We start from the raw sequence: 17,421 nt of genomic DNA, 5'->3' as shown, positions 1-17,421 counted from the left end.
GGTCAGGTGCCAATGAACAGTCATCAGATTAGCAACTGCTTGATATGAACGCACCTGCCCCGCCTGCATCAGCCGAAACACCTCTCCCCTCGCCTGCGCCACCGGCCGCAGGTAGCCCCGCCGACATGCACTAGAGAGAGACTGCTGAGGGCCAGAAACGAAAAAAGGGCAGGCCCTGTGGGCCTGCCCTTTCGGTGACATGCGATCCGCTTGACGCCGATCGCTGTCAGGAGATCAATGGCTTACCAGCCAGTGACTTCCTTGATGGCATCGCCGATCTGCGCGAGTGAACGCACAGTCTTGACGCCAGCCGCTTCCAGAGCCGCGAACTTCTCGTCGGCAGTACCCTTGCCGCCGGAGATGATGGCGCCTGCATGGCCCATGCGCTTGCCCGGAGGCGCAGTCACACCAGCGATGTAGGAGACGACCGGCTTGGTGACGTTCGCCTTGATGTAGGCAGCGGCTTCTTCTTCAGCAGAACCGCCGATCTCGCCGATCATGACGATGGCTTCGGTCTTCGGGTCCTTCTCGAACATCTCGAGGATGTCGATGAAGTTGGAACCCGGGATCGGGTCGCCGCCGATGCCGACACAGCTGGACTGACCGAAACCGTGGTCAGTGGTCTGCTTGACGGCTTCGTAGGTCAGGGTGCCGGAACGAGACACGATACCGACCTTGCCCGGCTGGTGGATGTGACCCGGCATGATACCGATCTTGCACTCACCCGGAGTGATGACACCCGGGCAGTTCGGACCGATGACGCGCGCGCCCAGCTCGTCGCACTTGACCTTGACTTCCAGCATGTCGAGAGTCGGCACGCCTTCGGTGATGCAGACGATCAGCTTGATGCCTGCATTGGCCGCTTCAAGGATGGAATCCTTGCAGAACGGTGCCGGCACGTAGATGACGGACGCTTCAGCGCCAGTCTCGGCAACGGCTTCGGCGACGGTGTTGAACACCGGCAGGCCCAGGTGAGTCTGACCACCCTTGCCCGGCGTCACGCCACCGACCATCTTGGTGCCGTAGGCGATGGCTTGTTCAGAGTGGAAGGTACCCTGGCCGCCAGTGAAGCCCTGGCAGATCACCTTGGTGTTCTTGTCGATCAAAATGCTCATTACTTGCCCTCCGCAGCTTTGACAACCTGCTGCGCCGCGTCAGTCAGGCTGGTAGCAGCGATGATGTTCAGACCGCTTTCGGCCAGCTTCTTGGCGCCGAGTTCAGCGTTGTTACCTTCCAGACGCACCACGACCGGCACGTTGACACCGACCTGCTCGACGGCACCGATGATGCCTTCGGCGATCATGTCACAACGCACGATGCCGCCGAAGATGTTCACCAGAACAGCTTTGACGTTGTCGTCGGACAGGATGATCTTGAATGCTTCTGCAACGCGTTCCTTGGTAGCACCGCCACCCACGTCGAGGAAGTTGGCCGGCTTGCCGCCAGACAGGTTGACGATGTCCATGGTGCCCATCGCCAGGCCTGCGCCGTTGACCATGCAACCGATGTTGCCGTCGAGGGCAACGTAGTTCAGTTCGAACTTGGCAGCATGCGCTTCACGCTCGTCTTCCTGAGACGGATCGTGCATCGCCTGCAGGTCCGGGTGACGGTAGACGGCGTTGGCGTCGATGTTGATCTTGCCGTCGAGGCAGTGGAGGTTGCCTTCGTCGGTGATGACCAGCGGGTTGATTTCCAGCAGCGCGAAATCCTTGTCGGCGAACATCTTCGCCAGACCCAGGAAGATCTTGGTGAACTGCTTGATCTGGGTCGGGTTCAGACCCAGCTTGAAGGCCAGTTCACGTGCCTGGTACGGCTGTGCGCCGACCAGCGGATCGATCTCGGCTTTCAGGATCTTTTCCGGCGTCTCTTCAGCAACCTTCTCGATTTCCACGCCGCCTTCGGTGGAAGCCATGAAGACGATGCGACGAGTGGTGCGGTCAACGACGGCGCCCAGGTACAGCTCTTCGGCGATGTCGGTGCAGTTCTCGACGAGAATCTTGGTGACCGGCTGACCGTTTTCGTCAGTCTGGTAGGTCACCAGGTTCTTGCCCAGCCACTGGGTCGCGAAGTCGGAAGCGGCTTGTGCGCTGTCGACCAGCTTGACGCCGCCAGCCTTGCCGCGGCCACCTGCGTGGACCTGTGCCTTGACGACCCACTTGTCGCCGCCAATCTTCTTGCACGCTTCAGCAGCGTCTTCCGGGGTGTCAACGGCAAAGCCCTTGGACACCGGCAGGCCATAGTCGGCAAAAAGTTGTTTTGCCTGATATTCGTGAAGGTTCATCGTGTCATGCCATTGGTTGCATTAGACTCGAACGGCAGTCGCAAGATGCCACTGCCACCGTTCGCCCCGGCCTGGCCGGGGCGACGCGCCTCTTGTTCGGAAGGACGCTTACTTGCGCTTCTTGCGGTTTGCGATGTGAATCGCATGCCCGTCAACGGCCAGCGCGGCTTCGTGCACGGCTTCCGACAGTGTCGGGTGAGCCGTGCAGATCAGTGCGAGGTCTTCGGCGCTTGCGCCGAACTCGAGGGCAGTCACACCCTGTGCGATCAGCTCACCGGCATGCTGGCCGATGATGTGAACGCCCAGGACGCGATCAGTCTCAGCGTCGGCAATGATCTTGGCCAGACCTTCAGTGGCATTGTTGGCCATGGCACGACCGCTTGCCGCGAACGGGAAGCTGCCGGTCTTGACTTCGATGCCTTCGGACTTGGCTTGCTGTTCGGTCTTGCCGACCCACGCCACTTCCGGGAAGGTGTAGATGATGCTCGGGATGGCGTCGTAGTTCATCTCGGCCTTGTGGCCGGCGATGATGTCGGCAACCATTACGCCCTCTTCAGAGGCCTTGTGCGCCAGCATCGGGCCACGCACCACGTCGCCGATGGCGTAGACGCCCGGCACGCTGGTCGCGCACTGGTCGTCGACGTGGATGAAGCCACGCTCGTCCAGATTGATGCCCACATCGCTGTCGAGCAGGCTCTGGGTGTACGGACGACGGCCGACCGCGACGATGATCTTGTCGAAGGTCTGTTCCTGTTCGCCGTTGGCGTCGGTGTACTTGACGACGACTTCGCTGTCCTTGATGTCGGAACCGGTCACACGGGCGCCGAGCTTGATGTCCAGACCCTGCTTCTTGAGCAGCTTCTGGGCTTCCTTGGCGACGGCCGCATCGACCATCGGCAGGAAGCTGTCGACCGCTTCCAGCACGGTGACTTCAGAACCGCAACGGCTCCACACGCTACCGAGCTCGAGACCGATGACACCGGCACCGATGACACCCAGACGCTTCGGCGCTTCGTCGAACTCGAGCGCGCCGGTGGAATCGACGATCAGACCTTCGGTCAGCGGCGTCGGCGGAATCTCGACCGGCACGGAACCGGACGCGATGACGATGTTCTCGGCTTCGTAGGTCGCCTTGCCACCGTCGTGATCGGTCACTTCGACCTGCTTGTTCGGCAGCACCTTGCCGGTACCTTCCAGCGCGGTGACACCGTTGGCCTTGAACAGACCGGAGATACCGCCGGTCAGGTTCTTCACGATCTGCGCCTTGCGCTCGATCATCTTGGCCACGTCGATCTCGACGCCGTCGGCCTTGATACCCAGTTCGGCGAATTCATCACGCGCTTCGACGTACTTGTGCGAGGTTTCCAGCAATGCCTTGGACGGAATGCAGCCGACGTTCAGGCAGGTACCGCCGTGAACGACCTTGCCTTCCTTGTTGACCCACTTCTCGACGCAGGCGGTCTTCAGACCCAGCTGAGCAGCGCGGATAGCGGCAACATAGCCACCAGGGCCAGCGCCAATGACGATCACATCAAATTTATCGGCCATGTCTCTTCCTGTTGGTGCAGTTCGATTCGGGTTGGCAACCCGGCGAGTGTCAGTGCCACCCGCCGGGGCCGCTCACGCCCTCGAGGTCCTCAAGGGCGTGAGACATTGCGGTCTCAGACGTCGAGCAGGAAACGAGCCGGATCTTCCAGCAGGTCCTTGATGGCGACGAGGAACTGGACTGCATCCTTGCCATCGATCATGCGATGATCGTAGGACAGTGCCAGATACATCATCGGACGGATGACGACCTGACCGTTCACGGCCATCGGACGCTCCTGGATCTTGTGCATGCCCAGGATGGCGGTCTGCGGCGGATTCAGGATCGGGGTGGACATCAGGGAACCGAAGATGCCGCCGTTGGTGATCGTGAAGGTACCGCCCTGCATCTCATCGATGCCCAGCTTGCCGGCGCGGGCACGCTGACCGAAGTCGACGATGGTCTTTTCGACATCGGCGAGCTTCATGCTGTCGGTATCACGCAGCACCGGCACGACCAGACCGCGGTCGGAAGACACGGCCACACCGATGTCCTGGTAACCGTGGTAGACGATGTCGGTGCCGTCGATGGAGGCATTGACGTCCGGGAAGCGCTTGAGCGCTTCGGTGGCCGCCTTGACGAAGAAGCCCATGAAGCCGAGCTTGGTGTCGTGCACCTTCTGGAAGGTGTCCTTGTACTGCTTGCGCAGTTCCATCACCGCGCTCATGTCCACTTCGTTGTAAGTGGTGAGCATGGCGGCAGTCTGCTGGGCATTGACCAGACGCTTGGCGATGGTCTGACGCATGCGGCTCATCGGCACGCGCTTCTCGGGACGCTCGCCCTCGAAAGTCGGTGCAGATTTCGGCGCGGCCTTGGCATCGGACTTGGAAGCGCCGGACTTGGCAGCCGGCTTGGCAGCGGACTTGGCTGCAGTGCCTTCCTTGACGGCCTTGGCCACGTCTTCCTTCAGCACGCGACCGCCCTTGCCGGTACCGACCAGCTTGCTGACGTCCAGATCGTGCTCGGCCACCATCTTGCGTGCTGCCGGGGCGAGGATCTTGTCGCCGACCTTCTCGTCCTGACCTTCGTCAGAGCCGGACTTGTCGTCGCTTGCCTCAGCGGCCGGCGCGGCGCCACCGGAAGCACCAGCGCTGAACAGTGCCAGCACGGCTTCGGTCTCGCAGGTATCGCCTTCCTCGACCTTGATCTCGCTCAGGGCGCCGTCGGCCGGAGCCACGACTTCCAGCACGACCTTGTCGGTCTCGATCTCGACGATCAGCTCGTCGCGCTCGCAGGCTTCACCGACCTTCTTGTGCCAGGTAGCGACGGTGCCTTCGGCAACGGATTCCGGGAAGCTCGGCGCCTTGACTTCCAGCGTCTTGCCTTCGCCACCGGCGGCCGGCTTGCTCTCGGCCTTGGCGTCGTCCTTGCTCTCTTCAGCGGCGGAGTCGTCCTTGGCGTCAGAAGACGCAGCGGCGTCTGCATCACCAATGGAGCCCAGCACTTGCTCGGACTCGCAGGTGTCGCCTTCCTGAACCTTGATCTCGCCCAGGGTGCCGTCCTGCGGTGCGACGACTTCCAGCACGACCTTGTCGGTCTCGATCTCGACGATCAGCTCGTCACGCTCGACGCTGTCGCCGGGCTGCTTGTGCCAGGTCGCCACAGTGCCTTCGGCGACGGATTCCGGAAAAGACGGCGCTTTGATATCGATAGCCATTGGAGTTCCTTAACTCAATTCTCTCTCGGTGCCCTTGCGGGTCGCGAGCCTTTACTTGTTGAAGGCGTCGTCGACCAGCTGGCGCTGCTGCTCGTTATGAACGGACATGTAGCCCGCGGCAGGTGCCGCAGAGGCCGGGCGTCCGGCGAAGTCCAGGCTCATGCCAAGCCCCTGACGGTGCTGCTCAGCGACCTGACGCATATGGTGCTGACTCTGATACCAGGCACCCTGGTTGAGCGGCTCTTCCTGGCACCACATCACCTGCTCGAGATTCTCGTAGTCGGCGATGGCGGTCTGGAGCTCTTCCTTCGGGAAGGGATAGAGCTGCTCGACACGGATGATGGCAACATCTTCACGGCCCTGCTCGGCGCGATAGGCGGCCAGGTCATAGTAGACCTTGCCCGCACACAGCACGACGCGCTTGACCTTGGAAGCTTCCAGGTTGCCCTTGTCGGACAGCACCATCTCGAAGCGGCCATCGGCCAGCTCGTCGAGGGTGGAAGTCGCTTCCTTGTGACGCAGCAGAGACTTGGGCGACAGCACGACCAGCGGCTTGCGCAGCGAGCGGATGACCTGACGACGCAGCAGATGATAGATCTGCGCCGGTGTGGTCGGCATGCATACCTGCATGTTGTGCTCGGCACACAGCTGGAGGTAACGCTCGAGGCGTGCGGAGCTGTGCTCCGGGCCCTGACCCTCGTAGCCGTGCGGCAGCAGCATGGTCAGACCACACAGGCGGCCCCACTTGCTCTCGCCGGAGGAGATGAACTGGTCCATCACCACCTGGGCGCCGTTGGCGAAGTCACCGAACTGGGCTTCCCACACGACCAATGCCTTGGGCATGGTGGTGGCATAGCCATATTCAAAGGCCAGCACCGCTTCCTCGGAGAGGTAGGAGTCATGGATGGTGAAGGTCGCCTGACCATCCTTGATGTGCTGCAGCGGCACGTAGGTGTCGCCATCCTTCTGGTTGTGCACCACCGCGTGACGGTGGGAGAAGGTACCGCGACCCACGTCCTGACCGGTGATACGCACCGGATGGTCGGCATCGACCAGGGTGGCGTAGGCCAGTGTCTCGGCGAAGCCCCAGTTCAGCGGCATGCCACCGGCGGCCATCTTGCGACGGTCTTCGTAGATCTTGTTGACCTGACGCTGGACCGAGACGCCGTCCGGCACTTCGCACATCTTGTTGGCGAGGGCCTGCAGCTGCTTCATGTCCATCGAGGTATCGGCAACGCCGGTCCACTCGTGGCCCAGGTACGGCGTCCAATCGACGAACAGACCGGTATTGGGCTGCTTCACCAGCGCATTGGCAACGTGGTTGCCGGCATCCAGATCGGCACGGTACTGGTCGACCAGGTGCTTGGTCTCTTCCGCGCTGAGCACGCCTTCCTCGACCAGACGGTCCGCATACTTCTCGCGGGCAGTCTTCTGGGACTTGATCTTGGCGTACATCAGCGGCTGGGTACCGGACGGCTCGTCGGCTTCGTTGTGACCGCGCTTGCGGTAACACACGAGGTCGAGCACGACGTCACGCTTGAACTGCTGACGGTAGTCGATGGCGACCTGAGCGGCGTGCAGCACGGCGTCCGGATCATCTCCATTGACGTGGATGATCGGCGCCTGAACCATCTTGGCGATGTCGGTGCAGTATTCGGTCGAGCGAGCGTCATCGGCACGCGAGGTGGTGAAGCCCACCTGGTTGTTGATGACGACATGCACGGTACCGCCCGTCTTGTAGGCACGGGTCTGCGACATCTGGAAGGTTTCCATGACCACGCCCTGACCGGCGAATGCCGCGTCACCGTGGATGGAGATCGGCAGTACGCTGTCGCCTTCGCTGTCTTCGCGACGGTCCTGACGGGCACGCACGGAGCCTTCCACCACCGGAGAGACGATTTCCAGGTGCGACGGGTTGAATGCCAGCGCCAGGTGGACTTCGCCGCCCGGGGTCATGACATTCGAGCTGAAGCCCTGGTGGTACTTCACGTCGCCGGAACCCTTGGCAATCTGCTTCTTGCCATCGAATTCCTCGATCAGCTCTGACGGGCTCTTGCCCAGCAGGTTGACCAGCAGGTTGAGACGGCCACGGTGGGCCATGCCGATCACGACTTCCTTGGTACCGTACTTGCCGCTGCGCTGGATCAGCTCATCCATCATCGGAATGAAGGATTCGCCGCCTTCCAGACCAAAGCGCTTGGTGCCCGGGTACTTGCTGGCGAGATAGCTCTCGAGGCCTTCGGCGGCGGTCAGACGTTCCAGCACGTGATGACGGACATCGCGTGAGAAGTTCGGCTTGGAACGTACGGACTCGAAACGCTGCTGCAGCCAGCGCTTCTCTTCCGTGTTGACGATGTGCATGAACTCGGCGCCGATGCTGCGGCAGTAGGTCTGCTCCAGCGCGGCGTGGATTTCCTTGAGCGGTGCAACATCCTTGCCGAGGAACAGCGAGCCGGTCTGGAACTCGACGTCCATGTCAGCGGCGGACAGCTGATGGAAGGACAGTTCGAGGTCCGGTACCGGGGCCGGCTTGCGCAGACCGAGGGGATCGATATCCGCCTTCTGGTGGCCACGGAAGCGGTAGGCGTTGATCAGCTGGAGAACACGAACCTGCTTCTTGTTCTCGCTGCTTTCGCCCGCAGAGACAGCCACCGGGCGGCGACTGTTGCGACCCATCTCGTAGAACTGATCACGGATCGGCGCTAGCGGAATATCCTGGGAGGGGCTGCCGTCATGACGCGGCAGAGTATCAAAGTAGTTGCGCCACTCGTCGGGAACCTCATTCGGGTCGACAAGATAACGCTCGTAGAGATCTTCTACGTAGTGGACATTCCCCCCGCTCATATGGGAAGTGCGCCACATCAACTCCATTGTGCCTTCTTGCATCTCTCGGTCACCCTGACTGATGGGGTGGGGTAGGCGCCTGACAAGCGCTGTCGGCGTCACTCGATTATGCCCTGTATGGCGAAACCATGGAGGCCTTCACCATCTGAGTCTTCTTTTATCGTCAAAAGCCGGTGCACAAGGCACCGGCTTCAGCAAGCTGTGCGCTGCGACAAGGTGTGACACCCTGCCGCAGCTGACGTGCATCATAGCAAGCTAAGGCGCGGCTTTTAAGTGGCGTTTGCCAGCAAAAGCTCACGAATCTTGCCGATGGCACGTGTCGGGTTCAGACCCTTGGGGCAAACCGCGACACAATTCATGATTCCGCGACAACGGAATACGGCAAACGGGTCGTCCAGCTCGCTCAAACGCTCCTTGGTGGCGGTGTCACGCGAGTCCGCCAGGAAGCGATAGGCCTGCAGCAGACCGCTCGGACCGACGAACTTGTCCGGGTTCCACCAGAAGGACGGGCAGGCAGTCGAGCAGCAGGCACACAGGATGCACTCGTAGAGGCCGTCGAGCTTGTCACGGTCTTCCGGCGACTGCAGACGCTCGATGGCCGGCGCCGGCGTGTCGTTGAGCAGGTACGGCTGGATGCGCTCGTACTGCTTGTAGAAGATGCTCATGTCGACGACCAGGTCACGCACGACCGGCAGGCCCGGCAGCGGACGCAGCACCAGCTTGTTGTCCTTGACGACTTCGGACAGCGCGGTGACACAGGTCAGGCCGTTCTTGCCGTTCATGTTCATGCCGTCCGAACCACAGACGCCTTCACGGCAGCTGCGACGATAGGCCAGCGAGCTGTCCTGTTCCTTGAGCATTTCCATCACGTTCAACACCATCAGGTCACGACCCTGGGTGTCGACCTGAAACTCCTGCATGTACGGCGCAGTATCGGTTTCAGGGTTGTAGCGGTATATGGATACCTGAAGCATGGTTTCCCCTCCGGGCAAACGGGTCAGGTGCGTGCGGTGACCTGCACGCACCTCGATCACGGCGAACTCAAGCGAGAGTGAACTCGAGCGAGTGCGAACTTGGTCTGAAGCAAGGCGCGGCGTCCCGACCGGGTCGCGACGCGCGCCTTCGGTTCAGACTCAGTAGGTACGAATCTTCGGCTCGAAACGCTCGACGGTCTTCGGCGCGAAGTTCACATCACGCTTGCCGACACGCTTCTCGTTCGGGAAGAACAGAGAATGCTTGAGCCAGTTCTCGTCATCACGGTCCGGGAAGTCGTAACGGGAGTGAGCACCACGGCTTTCCTTGCGGGTCAGGGCCGCAATGGCAGTGGCTTCCGCCACTTCCATCAGGTTGTCCAGCTCGAGAGCTTCGATACGCGCGGTATTGAAGACCTGAGACTTGTCGGACAGACCCGCCTTGGCGATACGCTCACGCAGATCGGACAGCTGCTTGACGCCCTCTTCCATCTTGTCTTCCTGACGGAAGACACCGAAGGAGTTCTGCATGATCTGCTGCAGTTCGCGCTTGAGTTCCGGCACGGACTCGCCGCTTTCGGACTCGTTCCAGCGGTTCAGGCGCACCAGGGCTGCATCGATGTCGCTCTGCGTCGGCTCGAGGTACTCGACACCTTCGTTGAGCGCGCTTTCGATGTACTTGCCCGCGGCGCGGCCGAAGACGACCAGATCCAGCAGCGAGTTGCCGCCCAGACGGTTGGCACCGTGAACCGACACACAGGCCACTTCACCCACGGCATAGAGGCCGTTGACGATGCGGTCGCTGCCGTCTTCGTTCTGTGCGATGGCCTGACCGTGCACGTTGGTGGCGATGCCGCCCATCATGTAGTGGCAGGTCGGCACGACCGGGATCGGCGCGTTGGTCGGGTCGACGTGCGCGAAGGTCTTGGACAGCTCGGAGATACCCGGCAGGCGCTTGTTCAGCACTTCCTCGCCCAGGTGATCCAGCTTCAGGAAGACGTGGTCGCCATTCTCGCCACAGCCACGGCCTTCGAGGATTTCCAGCACCATGGAGCGCGCGACGACGTCACGGCCCGCGAGGTCCTTGGCGTTCGGCGCATAACGCTCCATGAAGCGCTCGCCGTCCTTGTTGACCAGGTAGCCACCTTCACCGCGGCAACCTTCGGTGACCAGCACGCCCGCACCGTGAATCCCGGTCGGGTGGAACTGCCACATTTCCATGTCCTGGACCGGCAGGCCGGCACGCAGTGCCATGCCGATACCGTCGCCGGTGTTGATCAGGGCATTGGTGGTGGAGGCGTAGATACGGCCCGCACCGCCAGTGGCCAGAACGGTGGCCTTGGACTTCACGACCACGGTCTCGCCGGTCTCGATGCACAGGGCAATCACGCCGACGATATCGCCGTTGGCATTCTTGACCAGATCGATGGCGTACCACTCGTCGAGGAAGACGGTGCCGTTCTTCAGGTTGGCCTGATACAGCGTGTGCAGCAGGGCGTGACCGGTACGGTCAGCCGCGGCGCAGGTACGAGCCGCCTGGCCGCCCTTGCCGAAGTCCTTGGACTGGCCACCGAACGGACGCTGGTAGATGCGGCCGTTGTCGAAACGGGAGAACGGCAGCCCCATGTGCTCAAGTTCGAAGACCGCTTTCGGGCCTTCGGTACACATATATTCCGCAGCGTCCTGATCAGCGATGTAATCGCCACCCTTGACGGTGTCATACATGTGCCAGCGCCAATCATCATTCGGATCAGCAGAAGCGATGGCACAGGTGATACCGCCCTGGGCAGAGACAGTATGCGAGCGGGTCGGGAAGACCTTGGACAGCACGGCGGTCTTCTTGCCGGACTGGGACAGTTCGAGACCGGCACGCAGGCCAGCGCCGCCGCCGCCGATGATGATCGCGTCGAATGTCAGGCTACGCATGGTGGACATGTATCAGGCTCCCCACAGGACTTGAACGCCCCAGACCAAGAAGATGAACAACGCAAGGATGACGAAGACCTGGAAACCGAAACGCAGTGCGGTCGGCTTCATGTAATCGGTCGCCACGGTCCACAGACCGATCCAGGCGTGTGCGGCAATCGAGATGAATGCCATCAGAGAGAAGATGCGCATCGCCGTGTTCTCGAACAGACCACTCCAGGTGGTGTAGTCGAGGTTCGGATGGAGCAGCAGGTAGCCGACCATGAACACGGAATAGACTGCCAGAATCACGGCAGAAACACGCTGCAGCACCCAGTCGGACAGACCGCTGCGGCTGAAATTGGTGATGTTGTTTACCATACCCAGACTCCCGCCAGGACCACGAGAACAGCACTGATCACGACAGTGACCTGCGCCTTGCGATTAGCACTTTCCAGTTCGACACCAATATCCATGTCCATCAGCAGGTGCTTGATGCCAGCCACGAAGTGGAAACCGAGGGCAGACAGCAGGCCCCAGGCCACGATCTTGGCCAGGAAGTTGGTCGCCAGGGTGTCGCGCACTGCCTCGAACCCTTCCGGGGAGGACAGCGAGGCATCGAGTGCCCACAGCGCAAATACCAGGCCCACGAACAGAATCACGCCGGTAATACGGTGGGTGATTGAAGTCAGCGCAGGGAGAGGGAACTTTATCGTCGTCAGATCGAGATTTACGGGTCGTTTGCTATTCACGGCTCTTACACACTCTCTTGGCCCAACACGGACGCAAGCCCGCAGGGGCGGTGGTTTGAGGAAGGGTCTCGGGCGCAGGCCATCCACGGTACCGAGCCGAATTTCCCGCCAGTCGCGCGACGGTGGATTATAGGGGTTGGCCATTGGCATGACAAATGGCATGACGTCGCAGGGCCGCAACCACGGATTGCACAAAATGCAGTGAACAGGACGCGACCTGACGGCACGGGATACGTAAACGTCGGGGAACTGACGCACAGCAGCATGGCGCGCGTCTCTACGCCGTGTGGCGAATTGACAATCTTTCGCGGGCTTCTATAGTGGGCGGGATTGATGCAAGCCCGGCATGGCAAGCAAGTCAAAGAGTTACGCGAATAATGAGGAGGTCGGCATGACTGACAAGAAAGCGACATTGACAGTAGACGGTATCGACAAGAGCATCGAGTTCCCGGTCTATTCCGGCACGCTCGGCCAGGACGTCATCGACGTTCGCGGCCTGACCGCCGAAGGCATGTTCACCTACGACCCGGGCTTCGTCTCCACTGCCGCCTGCGAATCATCCATCACCTTCATCGATGGCCAGAAAGGCGTGCTGCTGCATCGCGGCTACCCCATCGACCAGCTGGCCAAGAGCTCCAACTACATCGAGCTGTGCTACCTGCTGCTGTTCGGAGAGCTGCCGAGCGACGAGGAATACGACAAGTTCGCCCAGCTGATCAGCAACCACACCATGGTGCATGAGCAGATCGTCAACTTCTTCAAGGGCTTCCGTCGCGACGCCCACCCGATGGCGATCCTGTGCGGCGTGGTCGGTGGCCTGGCCGCCTTCTATCACGACAACCTGAACATCACCAACGAGAAGGAACGCTACGTCAGCGCCGTGCGCCTGATCGCCAAGATGCCGACCCTGGCGGCCATGTGCCACAAGTACAACATCGGTCAGCCGTTCATGTACCCGCGCAATGACCTCTCCTACGGCGAGAACTTCCTGTACATGATGTTCGGCAACCCGTGCGAGGAGTACAAGATCAACCCGGTGTTCGCCAAGGCGATGGACACCATCTTCATGCTGCACGCCGACCACGAGCAGAACGCCTCGACCTCTACCGTGCGTCTGGCCGGCTCCACCGGTGCCAACCCGTTCGCCTGCATCAGCGCCGGTATCGCGGCACTGTGGGGCCCGGCACACGGCGGCGCCAACGAAGCCGTGCTGGCCATGCTCGACGAGATCGGTGAAGAGTCCGAGGAGAACATCCAGCGCTTCATCGACAAGGCCAAGGACAAGGAAGACCCGTTCAAGCTGATGGGCTTCGGTCACCGCGTCTATCGCAACTTCGATCCGCGCGCCAAGGTCATGAAAGAGACCTGCGACGAAGTGCTGGAGCAGCTGGGCATGGCGGACGACCCGCAGCTCAAGATCGCCAAGCGTCTGGAACAGATCGCGCTGGAAGACGAGTACTTCATCGAGCGCAAGCTGTACCCGAATGTCGACTTCTACTCCGGCATCATCCTCAAGGCGATCGGCATCCCGACCAACATGTTCACGGTCATCTTCGCCATGTCGCGCACCATCGGCTGGATCTCCCACTGGAACGAGATGATCGCCGGCGGCCACCGCATCGGCCGTCCGCGTCAGCTCTACACCGGCCACCCGCAGCGCGACTATCCGGCCAAGTAACCCAGCACCAAGTAACTCAGCACCAGGCAACCCGGCAACATCGGGTCATTCGCCTACAGGACAGACCGCCTCTTCGGAGGCGGTTTTTTTGGCCTGTCGCCTCTCATGCGCGCAACCCCTGTCGAGACGCAAGCCACAAAGCCACCCCATCCCCGCCCCGGACGTGCTAGCGTGCTGATGTACCGGCTTCGTCAGCCCTGTACGCGCCGGCACGCCATGCGCCCCATCGCGAGCGGCGCAACCTCATTCCTGATTGATGGCAAGGAGCCCCCAGCATGTCAGACACACACACAACGCCACGTACCGCCGCCTTCATCGGACTCGGCGTCATGGGTCACCCCATGGCCGGCCATCTGAAACGCGCAGGCCTTGAGGTGCGGGTCTACAACCGCACACGTGCACGCGCCGAGCAGTGGAGCGAGGAGTATGGCGGCAGCCATCACGCCACCCCGCGAGAAGCCGCCGAGGGCGCCGATATCGTGCTGATGTGCGTGGGCAATGATGATGACGTGCGCAGCGTCACCTACGGCGACGACGGCGTGCTGGCCGGCATGGCGAGCGGCAGCCTGCTGGTGGACCACACCACCGCCAGTGCCGACCTGGCACGCGAGCTGGCCGCCGCCGCGGGCGAGGCCGACATCGGCTTCGTCGACGCACCGGTCTCCGGCGGCCAGCAAGGCGCCGTGAATGGCGTGCTGACCATCATGTGTGGCGGCAGCGAGGCGGATTACGCGCGCGCCGAGCCGGTGCTGACACACTACGGTCGCATGGTGAAGCGCATCGGCGAGACCGGTGCCGGCCAGACCACCAAGATGGTCAACCAGATCTGCATTGCCGGGCTGGTGCAGGCGCTTTCCGAGGGCCTGCACTTCGCCGAGCAGGCGGGGCTGGATCGCGAGGCGGTGATCGAGGTGATCTCCAAGGGCGCCGCCGGCTCCTGGCAGATGGAAAATCGTCACGCCACCATGCTCAAGGACGAGTACGATCACGGCTTTGCCGTCGACTGGATGCGCAAGGACCTCGACATCTGTCTGGCGGAAGCACGCCGCATCGATGCCAGCCTGCCGGTGACCGCGCTGGTCGATCAGTTCTATGCCGACGTGCAGGCCATGGGCGGCAATCGCTGGGACACCTCCTCGCTGCTCAAGCGCCTCTCCAGATGAAGCGGGTCTGAATACACGCGAGCGAGCTGAATCGCATCACACGGCCTCGCACTGAAAACGCCTCATTCCAACGCCATATGGACGCGGGAATGAGGCGTTTTTTTGATGCCGCAGCGCAACATCCCAGACAGCAGCGGCGCTCATGATGTTTTTCCACACTATCTGTGGATAACCTCGTTGATAACCCCTAGACAAGCGCGGCGAACCAGCATGACAGCGGGCTTACCAACAGATTGCACAAAATTTAACCAGCGCATAAACCATTGATATAAAAGAAATTTTTCGTAACACGACGTAAGCGCCAGCCGCAGGGGCCGCACTTTGGAAAGAGATGCAGGGGGAGATGTGACAGCGCGCGAACAGTGGACAAGACACGGGGCCTGTCAAGGGCGACTTGGGGATAACATGCTTTTCTGCCGACACACAGGCTGTGCATAAGCCAGAATCAGGGACAAAAAAAACACACCCCGCAAGGTGTGCTTTTTTGTTGACTTCGCGAGACCTGAAAGGTGACTCGAGATGTCTGAAGAGTGGCGTCCCATAGGGGGTTCGAACCCCTGTTACCGCCGTGAAAGGGCGGTGTCCTGGACCACTAGACGAATGGGACGCAGTCGCTTGAGAAACTTGGTGGAGCCTAGCGGGATCGAACCGCTGACCTCAACACTGCCAGTGTTGCGCTCTCCCAGCTGAGCTAAGGCCCCGTCTCTCAAGAACGAGGCGTATCTTACTGATAACCCTCGGGGTCGTCAACTTCTTTTTCACACAATTCTCATCGTGCTGCTGATCACCACTGAAAGCGCTGTTCAGCGCCCTGCTGCAAGACATGGCCCCCATGACGGCATACGTCACGGGGGCCATCACCTACACATCGCAGACACCCTTGCAGGTCGCGATATTCTTGCAGGTCGCGATATTCTTGCAGGTCGCGATATTCTTACAGGTCGCGATATTCCTTCTCGAAGCGCTTGGCGGCCTTCTTGGAGACGCCGCCCAGTACGGCCACGGCGTGACGCAGACGCGCGCGCGTCATGTCGGAGCCCAGAATGACCATCGCGTCCATCACCGAGGTGGAAGTCGCCGAGCCGGTCACCGCCACGAACACCGGTGCCAGGAAGTCCTTCATCTTGAGCCCGAAGTGCTCGGAGAGCAGCTTCACTTCCGCCAGCAGGTGCTCCTTGTCCCAGGCACTCACGGCTTCAAGCTTCCAGGTCAGGAACTGCATCTGACGCACCAGGTCTTCGCCTTCCAGCTTCGCCTTGGCGAAGTCGTCCGGCGTGATGGCCGGCAGACCGGAGAAGAAGTGGCCGGCCAGCGGAATCGCCTCGGACAGCGTCTCGATGCGCGGCTTCACTTCCGGCAGGATCTGCTTGACGTAGGACTCGTTGAAAGCCCACTGACGCAGCTCGCTCAGCAGCTCGTCCTCGGACAGATCACGGATGTAGAGACCGTTCAGCCAGCTGAGCTTCTCGACATCGAATACCGGACCACCCAGCGAGACACGCTGGATATCGAAGTGCTCCTGCATCTCGCTCAGGGAGAACTTCTCGCGCTCGTCCGGCATGGACCAGCCGAGACGGCCGAGATAGTTGATCACCGCCGCCGGCAGGTAGCCCATGCGACGGTAGTAGAGGATCGACGTCGGGTTCTTGCGCTTGGACAGCTTGGTCTTGTCCGGGTTGCGCAGCAGCGGCATGTGGCACAGTTCCGGCATCTGCCAGCCGAAGTATTCATACAGCAGCTGATGCTTGGGCGCCGAGTTGATCCACTCCTCGCCACGCAGCACGTGGGTGATCTCCATCAGGTGATCATCCACCACATTGGCCAGGTGGTAGGTCGGCATGCCATCGGACTTGAGCAGGATCTGCGCATCGACCTGGGCCCACTCGACCTCGATCTCGCCGCGCAGCATGTCCTTGACCACACAGGTACCGCTTTCCGGCACGTTCATGCGGATGACGAAGGGCGCGCCCGCCGCTTCACGACGTGCCACTTCTTCTGCCGGCAGCGCGAGATCGGACGGCTTGAGCGCCATGTGCAGACCTTCGGCCTTGCGCGACTCGCGCAGCTCGTCCAGCTCTTCGCTGGTGCGATAGCACTTGAAGGCATGGCCAGCATCGATCAGCTGCTGGCAGTGTCTGGCGTAGATGTCGCCACGCTCACTCTGACGGTACGGGCCGTGCGGACCGCCGACATCCGGGCCTTCGGCCCATTCGATGCCCAGCCAGCGCAGCGAGTCGAGGATCATCTGCTCGGATTCGCCGGTGGAACGCGTCTGATCGGTATCCTCGATACGCAGAATGAACTCGCCACCATGCTGACGAGCGAAGCACTGGTTGAACAGGGCGATGTAGGCGGTGCCGACGTGGGGATCACCAGTCGGCGACGGTGCGATGCGCGTACGAACGGTCATGTGGAGTCCAGTAGTTCGAGAAGAGAGGGCAACAAGCGTCTCGGCAATGACTGACTGCCGGGGCGTGAAATCACGCTGCTGTCTCAGCAGCGAGTGCTGGGGCATATTATACGCAAGGTGAAGATGTGCGACAGTGCGTCGCCGTGTACCAACGCTCTCTCGGCGGTAAGCTTGC

General features: G+C 61.2%; 12 protein-coding genes and 2 tRNA genes. 2 read left to right on the top strand and 12 right to left on the bottom strand.

The features are described 5' to 3' along the window. Positions 1-242 precede the first annotated feature (242 nt). The 9 genes from sucD to sdhC all read right to left on the bottom strand — a co-directional run bounded on the left by sucD (position 243) and on the right by sdhC (position 11,995). Complete coding sequence (gene sucD / locus U0O11_RS02545; protein WP_043333998.1) at positions 243-1,115, bottom strand: succinate--CoA ligase subunit alpha; 873 nt, start codon at positions 1,113-1,115, stop codon at positions 243-245. Further along, positions 1,115-2,281 (bottom strand): ADP-forming succinate--CoA ligase subunit beta, encoded by a 1,167-nt coding sequence (gene sucC, locus U0O11_RS02540; protein ID WP_043333999.1) that lies wholly within the window; start codon positions 2,279-2,281, stop codon positions 1,115-1,117. Before sucC ends, sucD begins: the two co-directional genes overlap by 1 nt. 108 nt (positions 2,282-2,389) lie before the next feature. Next, a complete protein-coding gene (gene lpdA / locus U0O11_RS02535; protein ID WP_043334000.1) occupies positions 2,390-3,829 on the bottom strand; it encodes a dihydrolipoyl dehydrogenase in 1,440 nt (479 codons plus the stop codon). Between the two features lie 113 nt (positions 3,830-3,942). Then, a complete protein-coding gene (gene odhB, locus U0O11_RS02530; protein ID WP_192838556.1) occupies positions 3,943-5,523 on the bottom strand; it encodes a 2-oxoglutarate dehydrogenase complex dihydrolipoyllysine-residue succinyltransferase in 1,581 nt (526 codons plus the stop codon). Between the two features lie 51 nt (positions 5,524-5,574). Continuing rightward, a complete protein-coding gene (locus tag U0O11_RS02525) occupies positions 5,575-8,409 on the bottom strand; it encodes a 2-oxoglutarate dehydrogenase E1 component (protein WP_324691535.1) in 2,835 nt (944 codons plus the stop codon). 227 nt (positions 8,410-8,636) lie between these two features. Next, positions 8,637-9,341: a succinate dehydrogenase iron-sulfur subunit gene (locus U0O11_RS02520; protein ID WP_043333105.1), complete on the bottom strand. Its 705-nt coding sequence runs from the start codon at positions 9,339-9,341 to the stop codon at positions 8,637-8,639. Between the two features lie 159 nt (positions 9,342-9,500). After that, entirely contained in the window at positions 9,501-11,273 is a 1,773-nt protein-coding gene (sdhA, locus tag U0O11_RS02515) for a succinate dehydrogenase flavoprotein subunit (RefSeq protein ID WP_043333106.1), read from the bottom strand. 3 nt (positions 11,274-11,276) lie between these two features. Continuing rightward, entirely contained in the window at positions 11,277-11,624 is a 348-nt protein-coding gene (sdhD, locus tag U0O11_RS02510; protein WP_043333107.1) for a succinate dehydrogenase, hydrophobic membrane anchor protein, read from the bottom strand. Beyond that, positions 11,618-11,995: a succinate dehydrogenase, cytochrome b556 subunit gene (gene sdhC, locus U0O11_RS02505; RefSeq protein WP_043333108.1), complete on the bottom strand. Its 378-nt coding sequence runs from the start codon at positions 11,993-11,995 to the stop codon at positions 11,618-11,620. Before sdhC ends, sdhD begins: the two co-directional genes overlap by 7 nt. Positions 11,996-12,386: 391 nt before the next feature. Between sdhC and gltA the strand changes: the two genes are divergently transcribed. Together gltA and U0O11_RS02495 are read left to right on the top strand one after the other, a co-directional pair. After that, positions 12,387-13,673 (top strand): citrate synthase, encoded by a 1,287-nt coding sequence (gene gltA, locus U0O11_RS02500; RefSeq protein WP_043333109.1) that lies wholly within the window; start codon positions 12,387-12,389, stop codon positions 13,671-13,673. A gap of 275 nt (positions 13,674-13,948) precedes the next feature. Beyond that, the gene (locus U0O11_RS02495) at positions 13,949-14,836 is read left to right on the top strand and encodes an NAD(P)-dependent oxidoreductase (protein WP_324691533.1); all 888 of its coding nucleotides are present in this window, start codon (positions 13,949-13,951) and stop codon (positions 14,834-14,836) included. 531 nt (positions 14,837-15,367) lie between these two features. Here U0O11_RS02495 and U0O11_RS02490 read toward each other — a convergent pair. From U0O11_RS02490 to gltX, 3 genes are all read right to left on the bottom strand, one after another. Next, positions 15,368-15,443: transfer RNA gene (locus U0O11_RS02490), tRNA-Glu, on the bottom strand. 18 nt (positions 15,444-15,461) lie between these two features. Next, a tRNA-Ala gene (locus U0O11_RS02485) sits at positions 15,462-15,537 on the bottom strand. A gap of 233 nt (positions 15,538-15,770) precedes the next feature. Further along, positions 15,771-17,246: a glutamate--tRNA ligase gene (gene gltX, locus U0O11_RS02480; protein ID WP_324691530.1), complete on the bottom strand. Its 1,476-nt coding sequence runs from the start codon at positions 17,244-17,246 to the stop codon at positions 15,771-15,773. Positions 17,247-17,421: the final 175 nt, after the last annotated feature.

Origin of the sequence: Cobetia sp. D5 (genome assembly GCF_035666195.1) — a bacterium.
Classification (GTDB): domain Bacteria; phylum Pseudomonadota; class Gammaproteobacteria; order Pseudomonadales; family Halomonadaceae; genus Cobetia; species Cobetia amphilecti.
Note: the sequence above shows the minus strand (reverse complement) of the source record. Positions and strands in the feature narration are given on the sequence as shown.